We start from the raw sequence: 24112 nt of genomic DNA, 5'->3' as shown, positions 1-24112 counted from the left end.
AAGTTTTGAAAGAGATGGGATTAATTGACCATTTAGAAGAGTTGCGCTCTGCACTTATTAAGATACTAATCATTATTTTAGTATCTTTTGTGGTTTGTTACGCCTATGGTGACCTCATCCAGGAGATTCTGCTAAGGCCTCTTAGAAATGCTTTAGGTGACTCTGGTGGGGGCAAGGTTGTCTACCTTGGACTTCTTGATAAGGTACTTTCTCAATTTCAGGTAGCATTTTACTCAAGTGTTATTCTTTCTTGTCCTTTATGGTTTTACCAGGTTTGGAAGTTTATTTCTCCTGGACTCTACGATCATGAAAAGAAGGCCGTTAAGCCTTTCCTCATCATTGGTCTCTTTCTTTTTGCCACTGGTGTAAGCTTTGGCTACTTCATTGTCTTTCCCCTTACATTTGAAACACTAATGGGATTTGGGGTACAAAATGTTGAGGCAACAATTGGCCTAAAGGATTATCTGGTTCTTTCAAGCAAGGTCCTCGTTTTTCTAGGGCTTATTTTTCAACTACCAAATGTTCTTCTTATTCTCGGTTTTATGGGAATTGTAACAAAGCAGTCCCTAGCAAAAATGAGACGCTATGTTTACGTTGGTTTTGCGCTGGTCTCTGCGATGCTGACTCCTCCTGATGTGATTACAATGATGGGACTTTGGGTTCCTCTTGTTGCTCTTTTTGAGTTAGGTATCTTGGCCGTTGCGTTAATTGTTCACCCATATCTTTCTCGTCATCACATGAAATAGACGGTATGATTTCTTTATGAAATCACTACTAAAGAAACACGTATTATTAAGTTTAATTTTTGGCGTCTGCCTTTCATGGTTTTTTGCAACTGTCTTCATCGACTTCATTGCAGCTCCTAGTATCTTTCGAAATGTTAGCTCTTTAAAAGAAGCAGGAACTCTAGGTGGAATCATCTTCACTTCATTTAATATCATTGAAATGATCTTTGCCGTGCTACTTATCATCGCTACATTTCTCTATAAGAAAAAAGGTAAGGCGTCTGTTGTTATGAAGTTCATCGCTGTAACAACTCTTGTTCTTGCTATCGTGTATACGACTAAGCTTTCTCCTGGGATTCGTGACTCTCAGATTGCAAAATCAAACTATGCTCATACTGATGAAGAGTATCAAGTCTTTGAAGATAAACTAAGAGGTTATCATAAGCTCTATGTTCGCCTCGATAGCTATAAGCTTCTGGCCCTTTTAACAATGTGTGGGGTCTCGCTAACAAGTCTAATGCGTTTAGAAAGCAAAGAAGGTGAGGCGTGATTCTAGTAACTGGTGGCGCTGGTTTTATTGGAAGCGTTCTCGTTGCAAAGCTTAATGAGCTTGGACGTGATGATATTATTATCGTTGATCGCTTTGATCACAATGAGAAGTGGAAGAACTTAAAAGGCGTAAAGTACGCCGAGTATTTTCACGCTGATGAGTTCATCGATATTCAATTAGAGGAAGTCCATAAGCAAATCTCTTGCATCTATCATATGGGGGCCTGTTCATCGACAACTGAAATGGATATGGACTATTTAATGACTAATAATGTTGGTCATTCAAAATTCTATTTTGACTTGGCCTGTGATTTAAATATCCCTTATATCTATGCTTCTTCTGCTGCTACCTATGGTGATGGTGAGCTTGGCTATGAAGATAAAGAAGAGGAAGTTGGAAAACTTCGTCCACTAAATCCTTATGGATATTCAAAACAATTATTTGATGAGTGGGTTCTAAATCAGACTGATCGTCCAAAGCATTGGTTTGGATTAAAATTCTTCAATGTCTATGGGCCTAACGAGTACCACAAAGAAGAAATGCGCTCTCTTGTTCATAAGGCCTTTGAACAAATCAATGAAGTAGGCAAGGTAAAACTCTTTAAGTCTCATAAAGAAGGTTATGAGGATGGAAAGCAGCTTCGCGATTTCGTCTATGTTAAGGATGTGGTCAATGCGATGATTGAATTATCTGAGAAGGAGATGGCCAAGCACTCAGGTATTTACAATATCGGAACTGGACGAGCAGACAGTTTCCTTAATCTAGTTAATCAAACATTCATTGCTATGGGACGAGAGCCTAATGTCGAATTCATCGATATGCCAATGCATCTACGTAATCAATACCAATACTATACGCAAGCAGATATGGATAAGTTTAGAAAGGTTCTTCCAAACTTTGAGTTTCGTATTGTTGATGAGGGTGTTGCCGACTATGTTAAGAATCACCTGATGAAGGGGAATCCATATGTCGAAAAACTCTAAAGAGTCTGGATTTGAAGCAATTCTTGAGGCCATCTCTTTAATGAATAAGGAAGAGAAGGAAACCTTAATTTCAAATATTACGAAAATGGATTTTGATTTAGCGGATAAGTTACGTGCGAGTATGTACCGCTTAAAAGATCTACAATTTATTACACCACAAATGATGAGTGAGTTCTTAAGGGAAGTTAAAACGCAAACCTTAGCTAATGCGTTGAAGCTTGAAAAAGAAGAGGATCGTAATGGGATTCTTGCAAAGCTTCCTAAGAGTATTCGTGAAGATATTCTTTTCTTTATCCAGAAAAAAGTTCCAAAGTCTCAGGCCCTAGAGGCCCATCAGGAAGTTATGCTAATCTATTCAAAGATGATTGATGATGAACGTCTGATTATCTCGCGAGACGATAAACTTGTATAAAATCTTGTAAACTCAACGAAAATTGAGGACTGGTGCGTTCTGACAGTGCCAATACTGGCCTTAAAAAGTCAGTCTGGCACCAAAATCCTCCCTTGCACCACCTAATTCCATAAAATTTATCCGAATAACCGACTAAAAAGTTGGCACGGGCATTGCTTTATAAATAGCAGAGAAAGGAATCTCTCTAAAGTTATCAGGAAGAAGACTTTAGGTATGACGTGAAGGACTACTAATTTTTAGATTGAATGGAGATACTATGAACAATGAACAAAAAGAACATTTCAAAAACTTATTCATTAATCTTAAAAATCAGCTGGTCAGTGCAACAGGAAGTGTCGAGCAAGTACTAACTAACCAGACCAGTGGTGACATTATCGACCAAACTTCAAATGAAAGAGATGCTCAACTAAAACTTAAGCTCATGGGAAGAGACAAATTCCTACTGAACAAAGTTAATCGTGCTCTTGAAAAAATCGCAAGCGGTACTTTCGGAGAGTGTGAAGAGTGTGGAGATGAAATCTCAATCAAAAGACTTCATGCAAGACCAATCGCAACTTGTTGCATCTCTTGTAAAGAAGAGCTTGAAAGAGAAGAGAACTCTCGTACATATGAAAAGCGATCTCATACAAATGGAAATGCAATGAGCGCACATAATAAGAACGTAGCTTTTAAGCATGCCGATGGAATGGATGAAAATACAAATGTTGTCTCAATCGAAACTTTCGCAAGAAGCTTTGATGAGAAGAATGCAGCATTTTAAAAGATAACTTTAAGCAAAGGATATATATAAAAAAGGCCAGTTTTAAACTGGCCTTTTTTTATTTGAAAAATTATTTTGTTAGAACTACATAAAGAAGAATATCTGCTTCTTCATTAGTTAATTCGTCACCAGAAGAAATCTCACCAGCTTCTTCTAGCTCGTATCTAATAAGATCTCTAATTGAATCAAGAGTATCTTGATCTTCTCTTTCAATCGCTCTTTCTACTTCTTCACGATTTAGATTATTAATTGCTCTTGCCGTAACTTGTAGGGAAGAAACACTTGCTGCAAATGAAATTTGAAATCCTAGAGTTGCGACCATCTCAGTATATAAACCAGCTGCATAAACCCAACCAGTTGTGATCATTGAACTAGTGTCTAAGCTATCTCTAGTCGTTTCAATGGCATTGGCCGAGTTAGTAATTGTTAATGCCATTAAAATTGTTAAAGTAAGTTTTTTCATATTGTCCCTCAAATTTATTCTTCAGATTCGTTTGGTATATAAAGTGCTACGTTGATAAGTTGATCAACATCTTCATCAGATAGCTGGTCAAGGCTTTCAATTTGTCCGCCCGCTTTTAAATCTTCTCTTACCATCTCTCTTAGAGAGTCGATAATATCGATATCGCGTCTTTCAATAGCACGCTCAATTTCTTCTCTGTTGTAAATTCCTAGAGATTCTTGTGTCATCTGAACTGCCTCAGATGGATTAAATACTGCAAGTGAAGCTAGAAATGTTGCATGAGTTACTGATCCTACTGCTTGGATTGCTAGTCCGATTGGGGCCACTGTGAAAGCTGTCGCAACAGATGTTGATGGCATATCTTCATTCATTAGACTTGGCATTGCTTGCACATTACCTGCAAACGTTACTAAAGCAGCAGCTGTAAGAAGTATTCTCTTCATAAATTCGTCCTCTCTTCGTCTTCGTCTTTTTGTTTGGCCAATATATACGAAAAAGGCCCCGAAAAGGGGCCTTTTGAAATATATATATAGTAATTTTTATTTTTTAAAGATCAGAAAATGCGATCCTCAATACTTATAGGCCATATGTATAACTAGTATCTGTATTAAAATTTGCACCAGTTGTATTGGCCCCAGTAAAGTCTGTCTCGTAGAGGTTTGCACCAGTAAAGTCAGCGTCCTGTAAGAGTGCTTTATTAAATAGAGCATATTCAAGGCTTGCACCTTTAAAAGAAACGCCAATAAGGTTTAGATTAGAAAAGATTAAGTCGTCTAATTTGGAATTATCAAAACTTGCTTTCCCTGAGATATACCAATTGGCACCATTGATATAACGAGAAGCACTTAAATCTGAGTTATTAATCTCAAAACTCGAAAATTCGGCACCATTAAAGTCCACACGGTGTAAGATTGAGCCCTTAATCTCAAGTGATTCAAAGCTTGTATTTGTAAGGTTGGCGTCACTTAAATTAACATCATTAAACTCAATATTCTTAAGAATAGCTCCACTAAAATCAACATTCTTTAGGCTTGAATTCCTAAAACTAGAATGTTGAATATGAGAATTTGCAAAGTTAAGTCCATCTAATTGTGAATCACTAATATTTAATGTCGCGTAGTGTAGCGGTCCTGTGATTGCATCAAGGCCGTAAACATCTTTCAAAGTTGACTGAGTGATCTCAAGATCGACACTTGCTCCGTAGAGGCTGGTGTAGATCATCTTCGAGTTATAAATTTTAGTATTGATGAAAGTAGCACCATCAAATAGTGTGTTTGTTAAATTAGAACTATTAAACTCAGACTTATAAATATGGGCATTTCCAAGTCTGGCGTCAGTTAGGTTTACATCAACGAAATTCGACTCTCTAATACTTGTCTTACTAAGTTCTGAATTGATAAAGCTTGTGTTATTAAAGGTTGCCTGAATTGTTCCTTCAATTGTCGTATTGTCAAAGATTGAGTTTTTTATCTCAGTCTTAATTGAATTTCCGATATTTGTACCCTTAAATTTAACGAAGCTAAAGTCAGCTCTTTCAATTTTTCCAGTAATTGTTCCACCGTTAAATGAAGCATTAATGAAGAGTGAATTACTAACCTTAAGCCCTTTGAAGTCACCATGGAAGTTGGCGTTATTCATATTGACATTGGAAAGGGTGAGATCACTCGTTCCATAAGTTGTTTTACCGATATTTTGAGCACCGACAAAACTTGCCTTATCAAAAATGAGGTTACTAAAAGAGACTCCGTAGAAATCGACTCCTGAAAATTCGTTATTATAGAATTTCGTATCCTCTGAGAATTTGACTCTCTGGAGATTGGCAGAGTTAAATGTTGAGTTTGATAGGTCGGCCTTTCTAAGTGTCATTGCTTTAAGACTTGCACCATTGAAATTTGATGATGTTAGAGTTGAATTCTCACTCGTAGTAGCATTTGACAGGTTTGAGTTTTCAAATTCTGAGTTCTTGATTGTTACCTTACCTAAATTAGCTTTTTCAAAATTCGCGTTATCTAAATTAGACTTAATTGAGTCAAACGACTTCGTAGAAAAATCTTCAAATTTTGAATTACTTAGGTTGGAGTTTTTAATACTAATTTTACTAACAAATTGATTTGAAAAATTACAGCTCTTGCAAGATGATCCATCGAAGCTAATAGAGCTGTTAAATGTGCCATTTGGGCCAGGGGTGAAGTTTGAACCGTCAAGTGTCGTTTTAGTGAATGAGTAATTATAAACTGCATTTGAAAAGTCGATACTATCTGCATTGATATCATTAAATATAATATCTCCAGGATTTCTTCCCTTGATCTTAAAATCTTCAAGTTTTCTAACCTGGAAAAATCCTAGTTGTGATATCTTGTCATCTATGAACTCATTGGATGTAACTTCACTCATCTTATCAATTTTAAGTAGGCTAATGCGGTTGTTTTGAAACCTATTCCTATAAAGGAGACCATTAGAAAGGAAGGTTGATTCGAATATATTCTTATTAAAATTTGAATGTTGAATATTTGTCGAGTTAGCTTTTGTATTTGAAAAATTACTATTACTTATATCGACTGATATTAGTTTTAGCCTACTGAATATAATGTTTTCAAATGTTGAATCTTCGATTTTTGTATTATCGATTTCCAGCCCTAAGATATGATTAGAGCATCCTCCATATTTCTCTGAGAATTTACTGCCTGTGATATTGCTATCTTTAATCGTGTTGATACCTTTTCCGTTGTCACACCCTCTATTTAAAATATTTATTCTATTGATTGTGGCATCAGTAAGATTATTTGTATGAAATTGTCTTCTAAAAGTAACTTCATTTAGGTTGTTATATGAAAATTTAACGTTTGAAACATTCGTTTCAAAAATAACGTTCTTAAAGCTTGTCCCATTGAATTCGACATTTGATATCCCTTCAGACTGCTTGAAAGTCTTACTTTGAAAAGTCGTATCACCAAATTTTGAGCCAGTGATGTCTTTTGAGTAGATATCGAGCTTATTGTACGGAGCTGAATTTAAGTCTATAGAAGTGAAGTCAAAGCATTGATAATGTTCTAGTTCCTTCATCTCTTCATATGAGCTAACTTGATTAAGCCCTGTTTTTCCACCTCTCGAGAATGTACATTCTTTATTTTTATCATCCCAGCTGGAGTATTTAGAAGTAGAGTCAGAACTAGAATTATCCCTAGGAGGATCAGGAAGGTGAATTGTCCAACCTGTTGCCTTTTCTCTGTCAGAACTAGAAGTAGGGGCAAAGTTTTTTATACATTCTAGAGTTTGTTCAAGTGTATCTGCATGGCAATAACCACCACTTACTTTTGAGGCAAGTTCCTTCATGTAGATACTATTTTCATGACCTATTTGAACTAAGTCGATGCAATGGCAGGTACTCCTAACATAACTTGAATTACTATTTGTATTCTTCATTCTCCATTCGAAGTTTACATATAATTCTCCATCTTGTTTATGGTAAGTTGAATCATCGACTATTGCTATGAAGTTGGTGCATTCTGGTATTTGTTTAAACACATTAAAATCGTCATAATAATCGGAACCTAGACCATTAAATATATGACTATTTTCCCAGATTCTTGGTTCTTTTCCAGTTTTTGGATTTCTATAATCTTCTAAATTCTGTCGTATGAGCTTTCTTTGTTCTATTTCCCCAAGAGGATGATTTCCTTTCGAGGGATGACCATAGAGGTTGGGCATGTGATGTTCATATAAAAAGATCAAGTCTTTGTTAGTATTATCTTTACAACTTCTAGCATAAGACTCTGTTTGAAGTGCTAAAAGCATCAATATCGTTGTGATTAAAATTTTCATAAGCTTAAGATACCTTAAAAGTGCCTAGATTCGATTGGCCCTTGTATAAATTACAATAATATATGTTTTTAATGCACTATTTAATAACATGTAAGAAATCAAACATTAACTAGGTTATTTTATGAAAGGTCTTTTTGCGTTTATCGCATTCGCTCTATTACTACTTCCACTATCAGGAAATGCTAAATCAATTGAGGAAAATCAGGTACTTGAAGAGCATACTTCTGCAATTTCAAGTGTTGCGATTAGTCCCAGCGGTAAATATATTGCAACGACTGACCGTGGTGGACGAATGTTAATAAGAAAAGATGGTGAGTTATTTTTTGATAATACATTAGAAGTAGAGATTACTGATTTAAGTTTTATAAGTGAAGATCAATTCTTAATGTCTACAAGGAATGGTATTGTTGCACGTATTAATCTATCTGATTTTACTGATAAAAAAAGCTATAATATATCTGATAATTCATTACTTAAATCGACAGTTTATGAATCTTATTTTGTAACCGTTGATCGTCTAGGTAGTATTTTCTTTGTGGATACTAATAACGACGAATCTGGTGCCATTACAGAATATAGTAATATCGGTGTTAGAAGTGCCGATATTTTTTCTAAAGGTGCTCTAAATGTTCTATTAGGTACGAGAGATGGAAGAGTCATCGTTAGAGACCTAACAAGTACAGATGTTCTCGTAGACAAAAAACTTGATGGATTTGCAATTGCACAGGTTGGTTTTAGTAAAAATGGAAATTATATTTTTGTTACTGACCGCTCTGGTCAAGTTAAAGTATACAACGATGATTTAAGTAATTTAGTTTTCGAGCATAATTTTAATACTCAAGTTCATGCACTTATTATTCAAAACTCTTCTTTAACCCTTGCAACGGGTAAGAAGATTCATAAAATAAACTTATTAAATAAGTCTCAAAGTGAGTATGAACTAGAGCTTGGGCAAGTAACCGATATGGCCCTAAATGCTTCTGGTACAAAAATTGTTCTTGGTCGTCGTGATAGCAAAGTATCACTTATTACATTCAAAGAAATTGTAACTAATTCAAGGGATATTCCACTATTTAATGCGATTTGCACAGGGAGTATAGACGCTGTTAAATCTCTAATAAACGGTAGTGCAGATGTGCATATGTATGACAATGTTGGCAATACTGCATTGTTAAAAGCTGCGCAATGTATTCCACAATCTGAAACCAACCTTAGATTAGAATTGTTTAAATTACTTGTTGAAAATGATGTATTAATCGAGCGTATAAATCGTAAAGGTTATAATGTTTATGAATTTGTAAATACTGCTGAAAAAGAGTTCTTAGAAGCAAGACAACTTGAACTAAACCGTGCTCTTTCTCAATATTCACAAGAAGGAGATATTAGTAAAGTCCGTTCCCTCTTAGCAAAGGGTGCAAATATAAACTATGTGGATATCTTTGAACGCACTCCTTTGATGTACGCTGCCGAGTCTAATAATATCAATTTAGTAAAACTATTACTTAGCGACTCTAATTTAAATATTGGTCAAGAAAATGGTCTGTCTCAAACAGTTGATGATCTTATTAAAGATGAAGAAGTAGAAATTATTTTAAATACATATACTGAAAAGATGGCCAAGGGGTTTGAGTTAATGGCCAAAGGTCTTTATGAAAATGACCTTAATGCATTAAAAGAAGCTGTCGAAATATACAATATCAACCCTCTTTTAATGGACACTGTTTTTGTAAAATTATTTATTGAGGAAGAAGAGAATCAATCTTTTACTTCTTATGCTGCGATGAATGGATTTAGTGAAGTTCTTGATTATTACTTTGCACACGGTGGTTTAATCTCTAACCCTAATAATAATTATTTTATTAATTCTGCAAGATATGCATTAGACGTTGAAACACTTAGGGTTTATTTGAAGTATGGAGCCGATTTAGAACTTACAAAGTCACAATGCTCTAATACATTTTCGCTTGTTGCAAGTAATGGAAGCCTAGAAGATTTAAAAGTTTTATTCGAAGAATTTGGTTTTCGAGAAATAGTGTCTCACTGTAAAGGTTCTGAAACAATTTTAAATAGGATTATTAAAAGGGGTGACACCAGTATTTTAAGATGGGCAATCAATGATGCCAAATTTGATCTTAACTATTCATTAAATGGTGTTTCTCCTATTTCGATGGCAATAAGTGAAGGACTTACTTCTTATGCGATTGCTTTAAAGAATAGTGGCGCCAAGCTAACTAAGTTTGAAGCCTATTCATCTCTTCGTTTACATGAAGGGGAGATTGTTGGTGGCAAGGCCATGGTAAATTTTCTAAAAAGAGAATTCGGCTTTAATGAAACTGGAGATGGTGACGAGTTAAGAGCACTTTTAACTGCAATTCGCGAAGGGAATACTGACATGGCGCTGGCCTTAGTTGATATTGGCGTGAAGCTAAAACAGCCAGAGACGACGAAGTGGGAACAGCCCATTTCTCTTATTGTAAAATTAAAGAATGAAGAACTCTTAAGAAAATATATTGAGAAGTATAGTTTATTTGAGCAATTTCTTACTAAGTATAAGGTTTCTGCCGCACAAGTCGCTGCTGCATATGACTCTATTGATTGGTTAATGGATGTGGCGCCTCATGCAGGTGATTATGAAGAGACTATAAAACCATCATTAATTGGAAAGTTTAATCTTGTACAGATTGTCTGTCTTTTAAATGACAATGTGAAAGCTCTAGAACGCTTTGCTGACCCAGGATACGCGAATCCTTATAGTAAAGGATATGGCTTTTACAGAGAAGCACCAAATTGTTTTGAAAGAGTGAAGAGAGATTATGAGAGTATAAAGAAACTTAGAGAAATGGTAAGACCGGAATCAAATGAGACAGAGTCGAGTGTATCAAATCTTTACTCCAGCTTACTTACTGAGTCCGATTTTAACTTTAGCTACTTTAAACTCGACGATCAATCATTCTCATTTCTAGTTGCTAAAAAAGGCTGGCACGATCTTTATGAAAGATTAAGAGGTGGAGCAGATTACTTTGAAGCTGTCTTTGCAGGCCTCAAAAAGAATATTAAATTCTTAGATAATCTCTTAGCTAATAATTATCATATTGAATACGCTGAAAAAATTGATGAAGAGTTTGGATATCGTTATGATTATAAATATTCTCATAAGGTATATTCAGGTATTTTAGAACACTTTGTTAATTCCCTTAAGAAAAGAAATCTTTTTATTCCAGATGTCTATTTACTTAGGTCCGTTGAGTATTTTTCATATCGAGATGAGGCATCTCTTTATTTAGAATATGCAGAAAAATTTGCTGATTATGTTGCAAAAAGAGGTAGTGATCATATTAAAGCACTTTATGTGAAATATCTTCCTATTCCTACGTTGATTGATTTATTTAAGCGAAACTCCTTCGAGAGACTCAATATTAAGAACATTTCAAGCGATAGAATCACGAAAGATGATGTTTATGAGAGATTTAAGGAGATTTCTGATCCTGTTGTTCGAGAAGAATTTCTATTAATGGTTATAAAAGCAAATGATTCATTGAGATTCTCTGATTTCATTTCTGAAGCAATATTTAATAGCTTTTTAACGATGAAAAAATTTAGCGTTAATAATCTAAATCTTATTAGTTCTTATTATCAGGGTGATAACAAAGGTAAAGTGAATGGCTATTTTTTATCAAGGTTTATTAAAGAAGGTAATATAACTGCTTTAAAAGAGTTAATTGCAATAGGCCTTGATCTAGACTATGACTACTTTGCTGCTTGGGAAACTTTACTTATGAGTGCTGCACGAGAAGGAAATAAAGAAGTTGCGAAGTTTCTCTTAGACTCAGGAGCGGATAAGAATAAGAAGAATAGAAATAAAGACAAAGCATGGCAAATTGCTAAAGAGCATGGCCATAAGGATTTAGCAAAATTTATAAGATGGTATTAATTGATAGAAGAAGGCCAGCTGTAAAGCTGGCCTTTTTTATTAGTTGATATGGTTTGATAATTCGCTAATCAGGTCCTGTGAGCGTTTCACAAAGAGGTCGCGCTCTTCTGGTTTTAGGCCTTCGCTAGAGATTCCAGCTAGGTCTTCAACGTGCTGACATAGCTTCTTTGCCAGGTCTTCATTCTTACCACTTGCGTGGATCTTGAATGCACTTTGAACTAGTGGGTTCGATGTATTTACAACAAGGGTTTTCTTGATAGGGAATTGGTGATCACCACCCATTGACTGAGTCATTTGAGCAAAACGCTTCATTGACTCATCAACTTTGAAGTATGCAGGTGTTTGAGCGTTGGCCATGCGACCAATTTCAAGGCCTTTGCTTGCCGGTGCTTCACCTTCTTTTTCTTCAAGTTTGATATCGAGGAATTTTGCAAACATCTCTTTAACTTTTATATCGTCTTCAGACGTTGATTCATTTCCTAGAAGGTTTTCAATTTCTGAGTCAACACTTACAAATTTGATTTCAACTTCTTCTTCACCTTTTTTGAATTTCTTCATCTCTGAGTGTTGAATAAAGTGTGGATCAATATGGTTGTCTGTTTCAAGCGCCCAAATTCCAGCTTCTTTAAGTTGAGCTAGAAGTGATTGGTTGGCAGCATCCTTTTCAAAGTATAGGATTTTTCCTGCCATCTTCTCTGTATACTCTGCTGGTACTGATTCAAGGTATTCGTTAAGTGTAACGAATTTTCCTTCGTTCGTTTTGAAGAGGGCGCGCTCGCGCATGATTGCATCAAATTTTTCATCTGATACACAGCCGTATTTTACGAATAGGCCAATATCATTCCAGATGCTCTCATACTTTGCTCTATCTTTCTTGTTAAGAAGCTTAAGTGCTTCTGCAACTTTTTTCACAATATAGTTTGAGATCTTTCTTACGTTTGGATCACCTTGTAGAGAAGAGCGTGAAACATTTAGTGGAATATCATGTGAGTCAATTGCACCTTTTAGAAGTCCTAAGAATTCAGGAATAATATTCTTTACGTTATCAGATACAAATACCTGACGGCAGTAGAGGCGAATATTCTTATCACCAACTGGCTTCATTGGATTGTACTTAGGGAAGAAGAGAATACCATTTAAAGTAAATGGGTGATCAACATTTAGGTGAATCCAAAATAATGGTTCGCCGTCCATTGGAAATAGCTTGCGATAAAGACCTTTGTAATCTTCATCTGTTAATTCTTTTGGATCACGCTTCCAAATTGGGTTAGTGTCGTTAATGATTATTGGTTCAACGTCTTTACCTTTGTCATCACCATCTTGGATCTTCTCATTTACATCGCGAAGAGAAATTTCGTATGGCATGAAATCACAGTGATTAGAAAGAGTTTCATTAAGTTTCCACTTGTTTAGAAATTCTTCTGATTCACCATTTACGTGAAGAGTGATTGTTGTCCCAACTTCTTTCTTATCTGAGTCTGTAAAAGTGTATTCAGTGTCTCCTTCACAAGTCCATTTTGTGGCCTTTGAACCTTCTGTCATTGAAAGTGAGTCAACTTCAACTTTGTCTGCGACCATGAAAGCAGAGTAGAAGCCAAGTCCGAATTTCCCGATGATATCCTTATTTGATTCACCGCCAGCATCTTCCATCTTTTTGATAAACTCTTCTGCTCCAGAGAAGGCAAGTTGAGCGATATACTTTTCAACCTCTTCTTCAGTCATCCCAATCCCGTTATCTGTTACGGTAATTGTCTTTGCTTCTTTATCAACGGCCACTGAGATTTTTCCTGTAGGGTTCTCTGCTCCTGTTTGGCGAGCTAGAGTTGATCTCTTCGTGATAGCATCACTTCCATTGGCAATTAGCTCGCGGATGAAAATATCATGCTCTGAGTAAAGCCATTTCTTAATAATTGGAAAAATGTCACTTGTAGCAACGGAAATCTGTCCTGTGCGATTAGTCATCGATACTCCTTCATATATAATCAAGTAGATAATTGTCTTATGCTTCAAAGATGGGAGCTAAAGTGTCTACGTCAAGGGTGGAGAGTAAAAAATTTACTTAAATTCTTAAAATCATTGAAAAAATTAGGTATAAGATAGGAATTCATAATTTATAGAGAGGAAAGCACATGGAAAACCATGTTCAAGATATACAATTAATTTCAACAGGTGGAACAATCGAGAAGTCGTATAGTGAAAGTGACGGCTCTTTAAAGAATCGCGACTCTTTTATTCGCCAGACTATTATTGACCGCTTAAGGCTTCCATACACTAAGCTGCATATTACAAATATCATCAATAAAGACTCTCTGTACTTTACAGACTATGACCGTCAGGTGCTACTAAAGACAATTAAGGCACAGTTGGAGAAAAATATTCCACTTATCGTTCTTCACGGAACTGATACCATGGCAAAGTCTGCTAAATTTGTTTACGACGCTCTAGACGGTGCAAAGGACCTTCAGGTGCCGATTATTTTTACTGGGGCGATGAAGCCTATGGGTTTTGTTGATAGCGATGCCTTTCAAAATGTTACAGAAAGTCTATATGCTGCTAAAATAGCAGATGCAGGTATTTATATTTCTTTTCACGGTCAATTATTTAAGGTTCCGGGTGTGAGAAAGAATCATGCGAAACGAACTTTTGAGTATATTGAAGACTAGATCAAAGGGGGATGCAAATGGATATGCATCATGAAGAGGAAACAATTGAAGTAAGTAAGGACTTTTCTTTTATTGATTCAATGTATGAATCAGTAAGTGCAATGAAGGGGAACCTTGCTCACTATCTACCACTATTTTTTCTATCATTTGCGATTAAGGCCTACGGCCTTGCTTATTTTAATGCCCAAGATGATATGACAGTTATTACTGTCGCCGCAGTAAATGTCTTTGGGACAATTATTCAGTCAGTCTTTATTTTAAATTTCTTTTTCTTTGCTTTTGAGAAATTACAATATCGAGTTTCAAAAGTTCTCTGGGATATTCCAACGTATATGTTCTATGGCTTTTTAACATCTCTTTTAATGATATTAGGGGTGGCCTTCTTTATTATTCCATTTTTCTACGTGGCCTACTTCTATAGTTTCGTGGCCATGACGGCGATTCTCTTTGATAAAGAAGGGGAGTCTAATTTTGCCATTACAAAGAAGAAAGTCTCAACACTTGGGGGAACATACTTCTTTTATCTGGTGATGGTCTTCATTATTTCTGGGATCTCTCAGGTCGTTACAAATTATGCTCCTGGAGCAGGAATTACTATTGAATTAATCTACGTAATTTGTCTGTTACTGACTCTTATCCAAGATGTCCTAACAGGGGTTATTGTTTCTTTATTTAGAAAGGCCTAATTCTTTCCACAAACACTCAAAATTGCACATATTTAAGGCAGCTGATTTACGATCTAATTCGTAAATTCAGCTCCTTAGCGCTTCATCGGCATATTTTTCAAGTTCAGGGTTAATATTTACTTAGGGTTAACTTAATTTTCGCTCAATTCGATAAGTGGAGTGAAGATTATTAACTTAAGGCCTAATAAATGATGAAGAATGTCTTAGTCTACCTATTCACACTTTCACTTTTTGTTTCTTGTATGGAGCAGCCTCGCTCTGTGCGCGATATTGTGGATAATCCATCTGAAGGTGTTGGAAGCGGTGATAATGGGAATGGCGGTTCATCAGGAGGGAATAATGCTACAGACGGCGATAATGAAGTCGTAACAAGTATTCCTGAATCGACGGCCGTTGAAATCACACAAATCATTGATCCAAATACAGGGTCTTTTAAAAAGAAAGTATCGATCCCTAAAGACTTTAGAGGAAAGCTTCACTTAACAGGTTTAAATATTTCCTCACTAAAGAATCGTGTTGTTAAAGGACGTTTCTACTTTGGCCGTGAGAGAACACCAATTGTTCTAGACGGAGTTGTTGGACAAGTTCCAGGATCTGGTATTACTGAGTTTTCAACAATTAACGTTATCACATTTGATTTAGCAGATAAGAAGTTTAACGATATCAGACTTCTTTATGATCTATTTGACTACAATGATTATGACAATGATACGGCCGAAGATATTGAAGGTGATGCAACAAATGCAGGTCTTTACTGTCGTGGCCTTCGTTTAGAAGATGATCCAACTTTTACATCTTCAATTAGTCACCCATACTGTAATCAAGCAGGGGATGTATGTCTTTACTCTTATGCAAAGATTAAAGATCAAACTCTTTGGTATGACGAAATTGTTAATGCAGAAACTGTTTCAAAAACAAATACTCCTGTCTTTGAGCAAATTGATATTGAAGGTAATCTTCTTGCAAATGAATCATTAGAAACAAATCTTTATAAGTGTCTTCCTGATAAGAAAGATTCGGCGATGTTTCAAAGCCTCTTTGGTGTAAATCACCCAGCGGCCGTAGGAACAGCTCTGGCCCTTGGTGGTGGAGCCTATGATTACCGAGGTCCATATCGTATTCACAACGAAGACGAATGGGAAATTAAAGGGGCAGCAGTTTATCAGTCGGGAACGACTCCAAGTGCAATCTTTAAAGCGCCTCTAGCTGGTGCGGCAGACTTTACAAATATTGCATCAGGTACTCAGGCATACCTTTTCCCACGTGCAGGCAAGATTAATTATCAAACAACTGGAATTCAATACCTAGGTTCTCAATCACCATTTGCGAACCGTTCGGTTCAAACATTAAATGCGGCCGGTGATACGTACTATATGGATGGTTGTAATATTAGAGCTAAGAATTATAACGCCTCTACGGGGGAGACCGTTTCAAGTTGTAATGTTACTGGAACAATTGAACTGTTTACAATGGAAGATGGTTTTGAAGTTCAGATTGCAGAAACGAAAGAAATTAAATTACAACTTCTAAAGACTGGTCTTGGTGCTAAAGAGGGTTACGACTTCAATTCACTTAAGTCATGTAGTGCAAATCGTGAATGTGGATCAGGAGAGTGTTGTTTTAATAATCGCTGTTTTTCTCGCTCAATTGTAGGGCAGTGTAGTGATGATTTTGATTCATCTGGAAACCTTCCAACTGGAAATAGTTGTGGTTCAGACTTTGACTGTGCTTCACTTTGTTGTGATGGAACGACAAATACATGTCGTGATCATATTAATAATGACTTTGAACAAGTTCTTTGTTCAAAAGTTCCAAACCAGAGTTGTGTCTCGAAAGAGTTCTGTCGTATCGAATACGTTAGACAGTGTTACCTCATTCGCGTCAACGACCCGAATAACGCTCTTTCTTGTGAGAAGAGATGTTACTCTGTTCCAACTTTTGGCGATTGTGTAAATGGTCTTTGTAAGCCACCAATTACACCTCAAGAGCCAGCGACTCCAACAACGCCTGCAGATTGTTCGGGTGAGGATGTTCTGGATTCACCGCCATTTAACTTGAGTGACCTGTAGCGATCGTTTGTATCCTTATACGGTTGCTCAAGCCTGCGGACTTTTCTATAATGCTTAAGAACTATTAAGTAAGAAAAGTGGAGAAATCATGTTTAATAAAGATTGTTTCCTAGATCATATTGCGATCGCAGTTGAGAATCTAGATAATGCCGAAAAAATTTATCGTGACTTAGGTTTAGAATTTAACCACCGAGAAGTGGTTGAAGATCAACAAGTGACGACTTCTTTTGCTCATATTGATGAAAATGCTCATGTTGAATTACTTGAACCTATTAACGGTCAGGGACCAATTGCCAAGTATCTTGAGAAAAAAGGTCCAGGGATTCACCATATGTGTTATCGCGTTCCAGATGTTGCAAAAAAGTCACAAGAGCTTAGGGACTTAGGTTATAATCTTCTCTATGAAGCGCCACGCAAGGGAGCGAATAATTGTTTAGTGAACTTTATTCACCCTAAATCAACTGGTGGAGTTCTCATCGAGATTGCTCAAAAAATGTAAGGAGAAAGAATGCAAAATATTTATCTGCCGCCATTAACAAAGGTAAACAAGTATCTCATCGGGATCATTGTCGCATCCTTTGTCATTAGCGCAGTCTTTGCACAATTTCTAAATATTTCTCTTGTTAATATTTTAGGCCTTAATGTTTCGGCACTTAAGGCCGGCCTGATTTATAAGATGGTAACTTATCCATTTGTGAATACTGGCCTTTTCAATGTCGTCTTCACAGGACTTCTCTTTTGGTTTCTTGGAAGTGATCTTGAGGCACGCTGGGGAGCAAGAAGATACGTTCAGTATATTATCATTGCTGTTCTCGTTAATGCTTTTGCTTACACACTTTTTGCACTCTTTATGGGTGGGGCAACGATTAATTATCCATTCCATGGAATGGCATTCTTATCATCTGCAATGTGTGTGAGTTATGCTTGTATTTATCCGGATCGTATTTTTCAATTCTTTATGATCATTCCGGTTAAGGCCAAGTACTTCTGTTTAATTCTGGCAGGGATGAATGTGTACCAAGGCTTCTTCACTCCAGGTGGAGCACAGGCTTTTGCAAATATTGCTTCAATGATCTTTGGTGCTGTATTTGTCTTAGGTTTTAGGGCCCTTGGAAATTATGTTCGCAACCAAGGCTCTCGCATTGCTCCTAAGCAAGGTGGAAAGAAGACAAGTAAGAAAAAGAAGAGTCATCTGCGCTTAGTTGATGATGAGGAGCGTCCAAACCCGGATGAGCCAAGGTTTTGGCAGTAAGCTTTTTAAGTCCCTGATATTTTTAGGGGTTTCCAAAGCAAATAACACATGATATAAAGCTACATTATTATAAATATATCAATCGTTAATTTTTTAAATAAGGAAATTCAATGAGACTTTCAAGAGCGTTACAAGAGAAAATTTTAGACCTAAGATTAAGAGATAAGCTTATCGCTGAAGGTAAAGTAACTAAGGCTCAGGTTGAAGAATACCTAAATGGATTAAATGACGAAGAGTCAAATGTTACGACAACTGACGAGTCAACAGCTCCAGGAATGAAGCAATAATTCAGAATAAAATTTTTTATATAAAGGCCGCTTTCTTAGCGGCTTTTTTTTTGTCTTTTTTAAATATTTTCAGTCAGAAATTCAAATAAACTAGAGGCCACTGGCCCCAGCTTTCTAGCGTTTAAGTAGGCGAGGTTTAGCTCGTTTACCATATGATCTTTTGTCCCCTTAAAAAGCATCAGTTTTGATTTATTATCAGAGCGCTCAATAACGTGCAGAGGTAAAACAGAGATTCCTACTCCGGCAAGAGTAAGGCGCAATACCCCTTGAACGTCCATTAACTGGGCCTTTGGTTGTTTGTGGAAGTTCTTATTTAAGTGGTACTTAAACCAACTGGTGATAACGGGTGAGCCTTCAAGGTATGCAATGAAGTCCAGTTCATCGGCCTTTTTAAATTTTGTCGTCTCACTTAATTGGTGCTCGCTTGCGTATTCTTTTGAACAGCAAAGAATAAGCCTTTCACTTGATAAGTTCTTAGTTGCAATCTGTTTTGGAAAGTTGAAACTATCAGTAATAGCAAAGTCTAATCCGCCATTTAAAAGAAGCTGACTTTGTCTTGCAGCGTGGTCGTAGTTAATTTGTAGTGACACTTCAGGGTGTAGCTTTAGCCATTGGGCGATTATAGGCAAGAGCCTGTTATTACCAAACTCAATTGGCATTCCAATATGAAGTGTTCCTTTAAGCGCATTCTTTTTGGCCGAAACTTCCCCGAGGGCCTTTTCTAGATTTTCAAGAATCTGGCGACACTCGCGGTAAAGCCAGTGGGCCTGCTCTGTTGGGAGAACCTTCTTGTTGATTCGGTCAAAGAGTGAGATTTGCAGTAGCCCTTCAAGGGATTTGATGTGCTGAGAGACTCCTGGCTGGGTCATGGCAAGGTTTTTTGCGGTCTGAGACATATTCATCGTTTCATAGACTTCGATGAATACACGTAGAGTAGGAATAGAAATATAGTCTATATTCATAATTTCAATACCTTAGCTTGGTTCTATAGGTTCAAGTATAACATATAATTATGGATAATGATTATTATATATAATTTCTACTAATTTATTCTTTGTTCTATAACTCCTTTCACAAGATAAGACTTTGAATTTTTAAAAAATGTTTAGGGAGAAGGATTATGAGTAAATTAGTTTCAATTATTTTTCTTGCAGTATTAGCAATGAATGTAAGTGCAAAAGAAATTATTCTTAATGGTGATCTACTTGATTCTCAATCATTTAGAGGAAGAATCTTCAAAGTTATTATCACTGAGCAAAATGAAGAAATTGAATTAGTTAATGAGTACTTTGAAACTCAAAGCTGTGAAGATGGACAATTTGCTCTTAAGCAAGAAGGACTAGGTAAGTACAAGCTTGAGGCCGTTCTTAACTGTAAGAATTGGGTTGATGAGCCAAGACAACTTAACGTATGTCCAGAAATTTTCGCTCCTGTTTGTGGTGCCATCAGTGGTATCGACGGAGACGCATTTATTAGCTTTCCAAATTCGTGTGAATTATATCGTGCAAAGGCCATTTATGTAAATGAAGGCCGTTGCGAGTAATTTTAAAAATTTCCTTTTTTTAAAATTCCCATGTGTTGTTGTCTTAAGGCCCGCTTCCCTCGCGGGCCTTATAACATTCTGGTTCTAATTTACATATTAATAAACATCCTTCTTAATTTATTCCCATTACTATAGCGCGAATCCTTTGAATGACTCCCTTTGAGTGCAAAGTGTTTTTGATGGTAATTTTGCTTTCGTTTGCGTTTCCCTTTTTTGTATCGACGAGTTTTCTTTCTTAGTTTTTGCTTACGCTCAGCTAAGTCGTACTCAGTAGAAATACTTTCCGTATTTTCTCTTCGTGTATCAAAACGAGCTTCAAATGCAGGAAGCCCTAGTCCTAGATAGAATAGTAGTAAGTAAGATCGCATGGAGACCTCTCAATTTAAAATTGTGTAAATGCAAGAATGAATTTTAAATGTGAGAAGTGTTCACGATAATCACCTCGGGTTAATTGATTGAAATAAAGGAATGGATTTCTAAGTGATTATAGATTCATGATTTCTAAACTATAGCATAGATTTGAGTATCGTGGTTATTGAACAACGAATTTTGAATAAAATACTTCTTTAACAACTTTTTTCTTCGCTAAGTAGTTGATACGCTTTTTAATTCGCCCTTCAAAGATTAGCTTTCCTGAAAGTGAGTTAAGCTCGTCTGGCTCAATTGATGCAGCAACATCAATAATAATATCGTAAATTTGAGGTCTGATTGGATCAAGCAGCTGCGAGTCTTCCTCACTGAAAAGAACGAGGTTTATTTGAACATCGAGAAATCTAAGACGGCGAGTTGCTGAGTCTAGGTTTACAGTGATTTTATCCAAGACGTAAGTTGTCGGGAAGTTGATTTGCTTGAAGTCATCTTTGAGTGCTTGCATTTCTGTCGCACTATTTGGCAGCTCTTTCTTGTAGATAATATTGGTGTAAACGAAGACACCAACTGTGGCCAACGTCGTCAGTAGCAAGAGTGCAATAATAATTTGATCAAGTAATTTTCTTCCTGTCATAATACTATAATATCATAGTTATTTTGGTGATTTAACTCGCTTGTCGCTAGGTAGAAAATACTTTTTTATGAGTGTTATATTCCGAGTGGAGCACTCGGTCTATGCACTCGCTATAAAATTTGTATAAAATACTTTGCCTGTGATTATTTATGGAGGATGAAATGGGTAAATCTAATAAGAATAAACGCAATAAGAAGTATGTAACAAACCGCAAAGAAGTGAAAAGAAGTTCTGCAATGAATACTTGGATTCTTCTGGCAGTGACGGCAATTGGTGCATCTGTCGTTATTTACTTATCATAAGTAATTTTAGTGTTTAACAAAATATTCAGTACTTGATGCGCAGCTAATGCATGCGCATCGCTTCATTTGGCCATAAATTTTGTGATTATGGTTCAAGTTTGCTAGCATTTTACCCTTCACACGTGAAAAGAATTTACTTTAAAAGAGGGAATATGTTTAAAACTTTACTCGCAATTGCTGCGGCCATTTCTACTTTCTCAGCTCAGGCCGAAATCTCAACTTACCAGTCACTTCCAAAGGATTACGTAAGTACAATTAATCCAAACTCTTTCATTGAAGACGAAGTTACAACTGGTGGTTTTAACGAGCTAATGAAGTATGTTGTAGCAGCTCCTTCTCAAGAAGATGCTGGTTCATGTCTTTATATGTCACATACTGGTGTTGTTGAATGGTGGTATAACCGACTAAATAACCTAGAGGGTGATAAGAAAATCAATTTTGCAGAACGCTACTATATGTCTTTAAAGACAAATAAGACAAACCAAGAAGAAATTGAAAATTGGAGAACTGATAATATCAGAAGAATTAATAAAAGTTCTGTGATGTTCTCAAATAAAGACTACCGCTTCACAAAAGGAAATTTTAAGAAGGTAGATGGGAAACGTGTTGTAACTGACGCTAAAGATGAAGACGGATCATATGGAACTCAGTTTAACTGGATTTCTCTAACAGATTCAATTGATAAGAATGCTGTTGAATATAAGCTTCCAAAGTTTAAGAGAGAAGTTCTTCACGTTGATCCAGATAAGGATCAGTGGGCCGTTGCAAAAGCGCCTTCTGATATTGTTGAAAGAATTAAGAAAGCTCTGCATAAAAGAAATGCACCAGTATTAGTTATTTATAATCACAAAGGATTTTGGCACGCTAATTATATCTTTGGTTATAATGACAGCGCTGACACTAAAGGGTGTCCATTTGTTTCTTCTTTTAAACCACATATGGAAGAAAAACGTGACTACTGGTTAGAAAAAGCTGAGAAAACAAAATCAGATTCTTGGCGTGCTAAGTACTTAGCAAATGCTGAAAAAGTTATGGAAAAAGGAAATGCTGTTCAAAAGCGCTACGAAGAAGTTGGATGTGCTTCAAAAGGTGTTTTCTACGTACGTGACTCAATTTATCCAAATGAGAATATGCCAAAATACGATTACGATCTTGTAAAAGAAGGTGAGGAAGATTTCTTAAACGCACCACTTATTGCAAGAGAATATGCTTGGGTACAAACAACGCTAAATCATGCAATTCAGATCTACCCAGAAGGTATGGAGTAAGTTGAGATTTTTAGTTCTATCTTTACTATTTCTCTTATCATTAAATACTAGTGCTACTTGTAGCACTAGTGACTCTCATGAAATTCACGATGTTGTCTTTATTCACGGGATCGCTAGCAATAAAGGTGCCTTTGGTTATTGGGCCGATTACTTAAAAAAATACCATCCAAGTGAGTGCATAAACTCACACTTCTTTGAATACGATACCGGTAATAATAAATTAAATCTTGAAGATTTCATTCAAAGCTTTGACTCTTTCATGCATGAGCGCTTTAAGGAGAGTCACTCTAGAATATCAATTGTTGCCCACTCTCAAGGTGGCCTCATTACCATGTTTTGGCTTAGAAATATGTATCAGGCCCAAGATCCAATCCACTTTAGAGTGAAGAATATAATGACGATGGCCACGCCGTATTACGGGGCAATAATCGCAAATCTTGGCTACTCTCTGGGAACATTCATCTTGCCGATTCTTGGAAAGAAAGAATTAAAGAATATGAAGATCGGCTCTAAGAAAGTCATCGAGACCATGGAGTATTTTAAGAGTCGCGAATTTTTTGAAATGATTGCAGATAAGAATTATGTGACGATTTCTGCAACCTTGGCCCCGAGTATTTTAGATATTGAAGGGGACTTTGCCGTTGCTCCATCGAGCTCCAATCCGAATTTAGTAAGTGAGGATAAGGTTTCAACTCATTATAATATTGATGGTGTCCACTTACGCTTTCGCCTATTTGGAACTCCGGCCACAACACTTGTTTCAAAAAATTGTCTCATTTCACCATCGCGCTGTGAGAATTCAAGTTTGGCCATTTTTGAAAAAGAATTCCTAGGTAATCAAAAAGTTAAAATTAATTATGCGAAAGATATAAATACATTTGCAGTGTATTTAAGAACTAAGGAGAAGGGGCCTATTTGGGTTCATTCTAAAAATATTCAACGTGGCATGCGCTTTAGCTTCATTCACATAAGAGATGATCTCTACTTCTATAAGGGCTACTTGTCTGATGGAGATACTAGTGGTGAGCTCGTTATTACTCAAGGTCCAAGAACTTCAATCATTGAGATAAGCTCAGGGCAGACGAGTTATCTTACTCATTAACATGAAATTGGAATTCACTATATTGTGAACTAATCAAATCAAATACTTCTTTTAGACGGTAATAATCCTGACCTAATTTATTTTGTGCATCTTTAGTATTTGTCCAATATAAACTTAAGTTTTTATCTGTATAAGTTTGAATGAACTCGTAGAGTTCATCGATATTATTTGTGTAAAAGCTTGGGAAATCAAATAGGCGGCCACACTCAACTAAGTAGTCATCAAGTGTATCAAGTCCATTGGAGTTTAATTCAATTTCTCTGCGCATTTATTTCTCATTGCTAAAGGAAA

The 24112-nt window shown here is 36.3% G+C and carries 24 protein-coding genes; 16 read left to right on the top strand and 8 right to left on the bottom strand.

What is annotated here, in order from left to right; genetic code table 11:
* Window positions 1-14 precede the first annotated feature (14 nt).
* From tatC to ABMA72_RS03285, 5 genes are all read left to right on the top strand, one after another.
* The gene (gene tatC, locus ABMA72_RS03305) at window positions 15-746 is read left to right on the top strand and encodes a twin-arginine translocase subunit TatC (protein ID WP_392858005.1); all 732 of its coding nucleotides are present in this window, start codon (window positions 15-17) and stop codon (window positions 744-746) included.
* Between the two features lie 16 nt (window positions 747-762).
* Entirely contained in the window at window positions 763-1275 is a 513-nt protein-coding gene (locus ABMA72_RS03300) for a DUF4149 domain-containing protein (protein ID WP_392856050.1), read from the top strand.
* The gene (gene rfaD, locus ABMA72_RS03295) at window positions 1272-2258 is read left to right on the top strand and encodes an ADP-glyceromanno-heptose 6-epimerase (protein WP_392856047.1); all 987 of its coding nucleotides are present in this window, start codon (window positions 1272-1274) and stop codon (window positions 2256-2258) included. Before ABMA72_RS03300 ends, rfaD begins: the two co-directional genes overlap by 4 nt.
* The gene (locus ABMA72_RS03290) at window positions 2242-2670 is read left to right on the top strand and encodes a FliG C-terminal domain-containing protein (protein ID WP_392856046.1); all 429 of its coding nucleotides are present in this window, start codon (window positions 2242-2244) and stop codon (window positions 2668-2670) included. The genes rfaD and ABMA72_RS03290 overlap by 17 nt, the downstream gene beginning before the upstream one ends.
* Window positions 2671-2926: 256 nt before the next feature.
* A complete protein-coding gene (locus ABMA72_RS03285) occupies window positions 2927-3430 on the top strand; it encodes a TraR/DksA family transcriptional regulator (RefSeq protein WP_392856043.1) in 504 nt (167 codons plus the stop codon).
* 70 nt (window positions 3431-3500) lie between these two features.
* Here the strand turns inward: ABMA72_RS03285 and ABMA72_RS03280 are convergent, their stop codons facing one another.
* The 3 genes from ABMA72_RS03280 to ABMA72_RS03270 form a co-directional block, all read right to left on the bottom strand.
* Window positions 3501-3893 carry a hypothetical protein gene (locus ABMA72_RS03280; protein ID WP_392856041.1) on the bottom strand — a complete coding sequence of 131 codons (393 nt, stop codon included), beginning with the start codon at window positions 3891-3893 and terminating at the stop codon, window positions 3501-3503.
* Between the two features lie 14 nt (window positions 3894-3907).
* Entirely contained in the window at window positions 3908-4336 is a 429-nt protein-coding gene (locus tag ABMA72_RS03275; protein WP_392856038.1) for a hypothetical protein, read from the bottom strand.
* 133 nt (window positions 4337-4469) lie between these two features.
* Window positions 4470-7715 (bottom strand): pentapeptide repeat-containing protein, encoded by a 3246-nt coding sequence (locus ABMA72_RS03270; protein ID WP_392856037.1) that lies wholly within the window; start codon window positions 7713-7715, stop codon window positions 4470-4472.
* A 121-nt stretch (window positions 7716-7836) separates the two neighbouring features.
* Here ABMA72_RS03270 and ABMA72_RS03265 point away from each other — a divergent pair, with 121 nt between their 5' ends.
* Window positions 7837-11646, top strand: coding sequence for an ankyrin repeat domain-containing protein (locus tag ABMA72_RS03265; RefSeq protein ID WP_392856034.1), 3810 nt, complete (start codon window positions 7837-7839; stop codon window positions 11644-11646).
* A 39-nt stretch (window positions 11647-11685) separates the two neighbouring features.
* On the opposite strand, the gene htpG is transcribed toward ABMA72_RS03265, so the two are convergent.
* Window positions 11686-13608, bottom strand: a complete 1923-nt coding sequence (gene htpG, locus ABMA72_RS03260; protein ID WP_392856031.1) for a molecular chaperone HtpG — start codon at window positions 13606-13608, stop codon at window positions 11686-11688.
* A 167-nt stretch (window positions 13609-13775) separates the two neighbouring features.
* On the opposite strand from htpG, the gene ABMA72_RS03255 reads away from it, so the two are divergent.
* The 6 genes from ABMA72_RS03255 (at window position 13776) to ABMA72_RS03230 (ending at window position 18603) form a co-directional block, all read left to right on the top strand.
* Complete coding sequence (locus ABMA72_RS03255; RefSeq protein WP_392856029.1) at window positions 13776-14309, top strand: asparaginase domain-containing protein; 534 nt, start codon at window positions 13776-13778, stop codon at window positions 14307-14309.
* Window positions 14310-14326: 17 nt separating this feature from the next.
* Window positions 14327-14995: a hypothetical protein gene (locus tag ABMA72_RS03250; RefSeq protein WP_393056056.1), complete on the top strand. Its 669-nt coding sequence runs from the start codon at window positions 14327-14329 to the stop codon at window positions 14993-14995.
* 188 nt (window positions 14996-15183) lie between these two features.
* Complete coding sequence (locus ABMA72_RS03245; protein ID WP_392856024.1) at window positions 15184-17064, top strand: hypothetical protein; 1881 nt, start codon at window positions 15184-15186, stop codon at window positions 17062-17064.
* An 88-nt stretch (window positions 17065-17152) separates the two neighbouring features.
* Window positions 17153-17563, top strand: coding sequence for a methylmalonyl-CoA epimerase (mce, locus tag ABMA72_RS03240; protein WP_392856021.1), 411 nt, complete (start codon window positions 17153-17155; stop codon window positions 17561-17563).
* 9 nt (window positions 17564-17572) lie between these two features.
* Window positions 17573-18316: a rhomboid family intramembrane serine protease gene (locus tag ABMA72_RS03235; protein ID WP_392856019.1), complete on the top strand. Its 744-nt coding sequence runs from the start codon at window positions 17573-17575 to the stop codon at window positions 18314-18316.
* 110 nt (window positions 18317-18426) lie between these two features.
* Window positions 18427-18603, top strand: coding sequence for a hypothetical protein (locus tag ABMA72_RS03230; RefSeq protein WP_392856018.1), 177 nt, complete (start codon window positions 18427-18429; stop codon window positions 18601-18603).
* Window positions 18604-18662: 59 nt separating this feature from the next.
* Here ABMA72_RS03230 and ABMA72_RS03225 read toward each other — a convergent pair whose 3' ends face one another.
* Window positions 18663-19565, bottom strand: a complete 903-nt coding sequence (locus ABMA72_RS03225; protein ID WP_393056053.1) for a LysR family transcriptional regulator — start codon at window positions 19563-19565, stop codon at window positions 18663-18665.
* Window positions 19566-19723: 158 nt separating this feature from the next.
* Here ABMA72_RS03225 and ABMA72_RS03220 point away from each other — a divergent pair, with 158 nt between their 5' ends.
* The gene (locus tag ABMA72_RS03220) at window positions 19724-20146 is read left to right on the top strand and encodes a hypothetical protein (protein ID WP_392856013.1); all 423 of its coding nucleotides are present in this window, start codon (window positions 19724-19726) and stop codon (window positions 20144-20146) included.
* An 89-nt stretch (window positions 20147-20235) separates the two neighbouring features.
* On the opposite strand, the gene ABMA72_RS03215 is transcribed toward ABMA72_RS03220, so the two are convergent.
* Entirely contained in the window at window positions 20236-20514 is a 279-nt protein-coding gene (locus tag ABMA72_RS03215; protein ID WP_393056051.1) for a hypothetical protein, read from the bottom strand.
* Window positions 20515-20678: 164 nt separating this feature from the next.
* Entirely contained in the window at window positions 20679-21149 is a 471-nt protein-coding gene (gene fliL / locus ABMA72_RS03210) for a flagellar basal body-associated protein FliL (RefSeq protein ID WP_392856008.1), read from the bottom strand.
* Between the two features lie 161 nt (window positions 21150-21310).
* Here fliL and ABMA72_RS03205 point away from each other — a divergent pair, with 161 nt between their 5' ends.
* From ABMA72_RS03205 to ABMA72_RS03195, 3 genes are all read left to right on the top strand, one after another.
* Complete coding sequence (locus tag ABMA72_RS03205) at window positions 21311-21451, top strand: hypothetical protein (protein WP_392856006.1); 141 nt, start codon at window positions 21311-21313, stop codon at window positions 21449-21451.
* A 152-nt stretch (window positions 21452-21603) separates the two neighbouring features.
* Window positions 21604-22719, top strand: a complete 1116-nt coding sequence (locus ABMA72_RS03200) for a hypothetical protein (RefSeq protein ID WP_393056049.1) — start codon at window positions 21604-21606, stop codon at window positions 22717-22719.
* A 1-nt stretch (window position 22720) separates the two neighbouring features.
* The gene (locus ABMA72_RS03195) at window positions 22721-23821 is read left to right on the top strand and encodes an esterase/lipase family protein (protein ID WP_393056046.1); all 1101 of its coding nucleotides are present in this window, start codon (window positions 22721-22723) and stop codon (window positions 23819-23821) included.
* Here ABMA72_RS03195 and ABMA72_RS03190 read toward each other — a convergent pair.
* On the bottom strand, window positions 23811-24089 hold the full coding sequence (locus ABMA72_RS03190) for a barstar family protein (protein ID WP_392855999.1): 279 nt from the start codon (window positions 24087-24089) through the stop codon (window positions 23811-23813). The genes ABMA72_RS03195 and ABMA72_RS03190 overlap by 11 nt on opposite strands.
* Window positions 24090-24112 lie beyond the last annotated feature (23 nt).

The sequence above is a fragment of the Halobacteriovorax sp. CON-3 genome, from assembly GCF_043196995.1.
GTDB lineage: Bacteria > Bdellovibrionota > Bacteriovoracia > Bacteriovoracales > Bacteriovoracaceae > Halobacteriovorax_A.
Note: the sequence above shows the minus strand (reverse complement) of the source record. Positions and strands in the feature narration are given on the sequence as shown.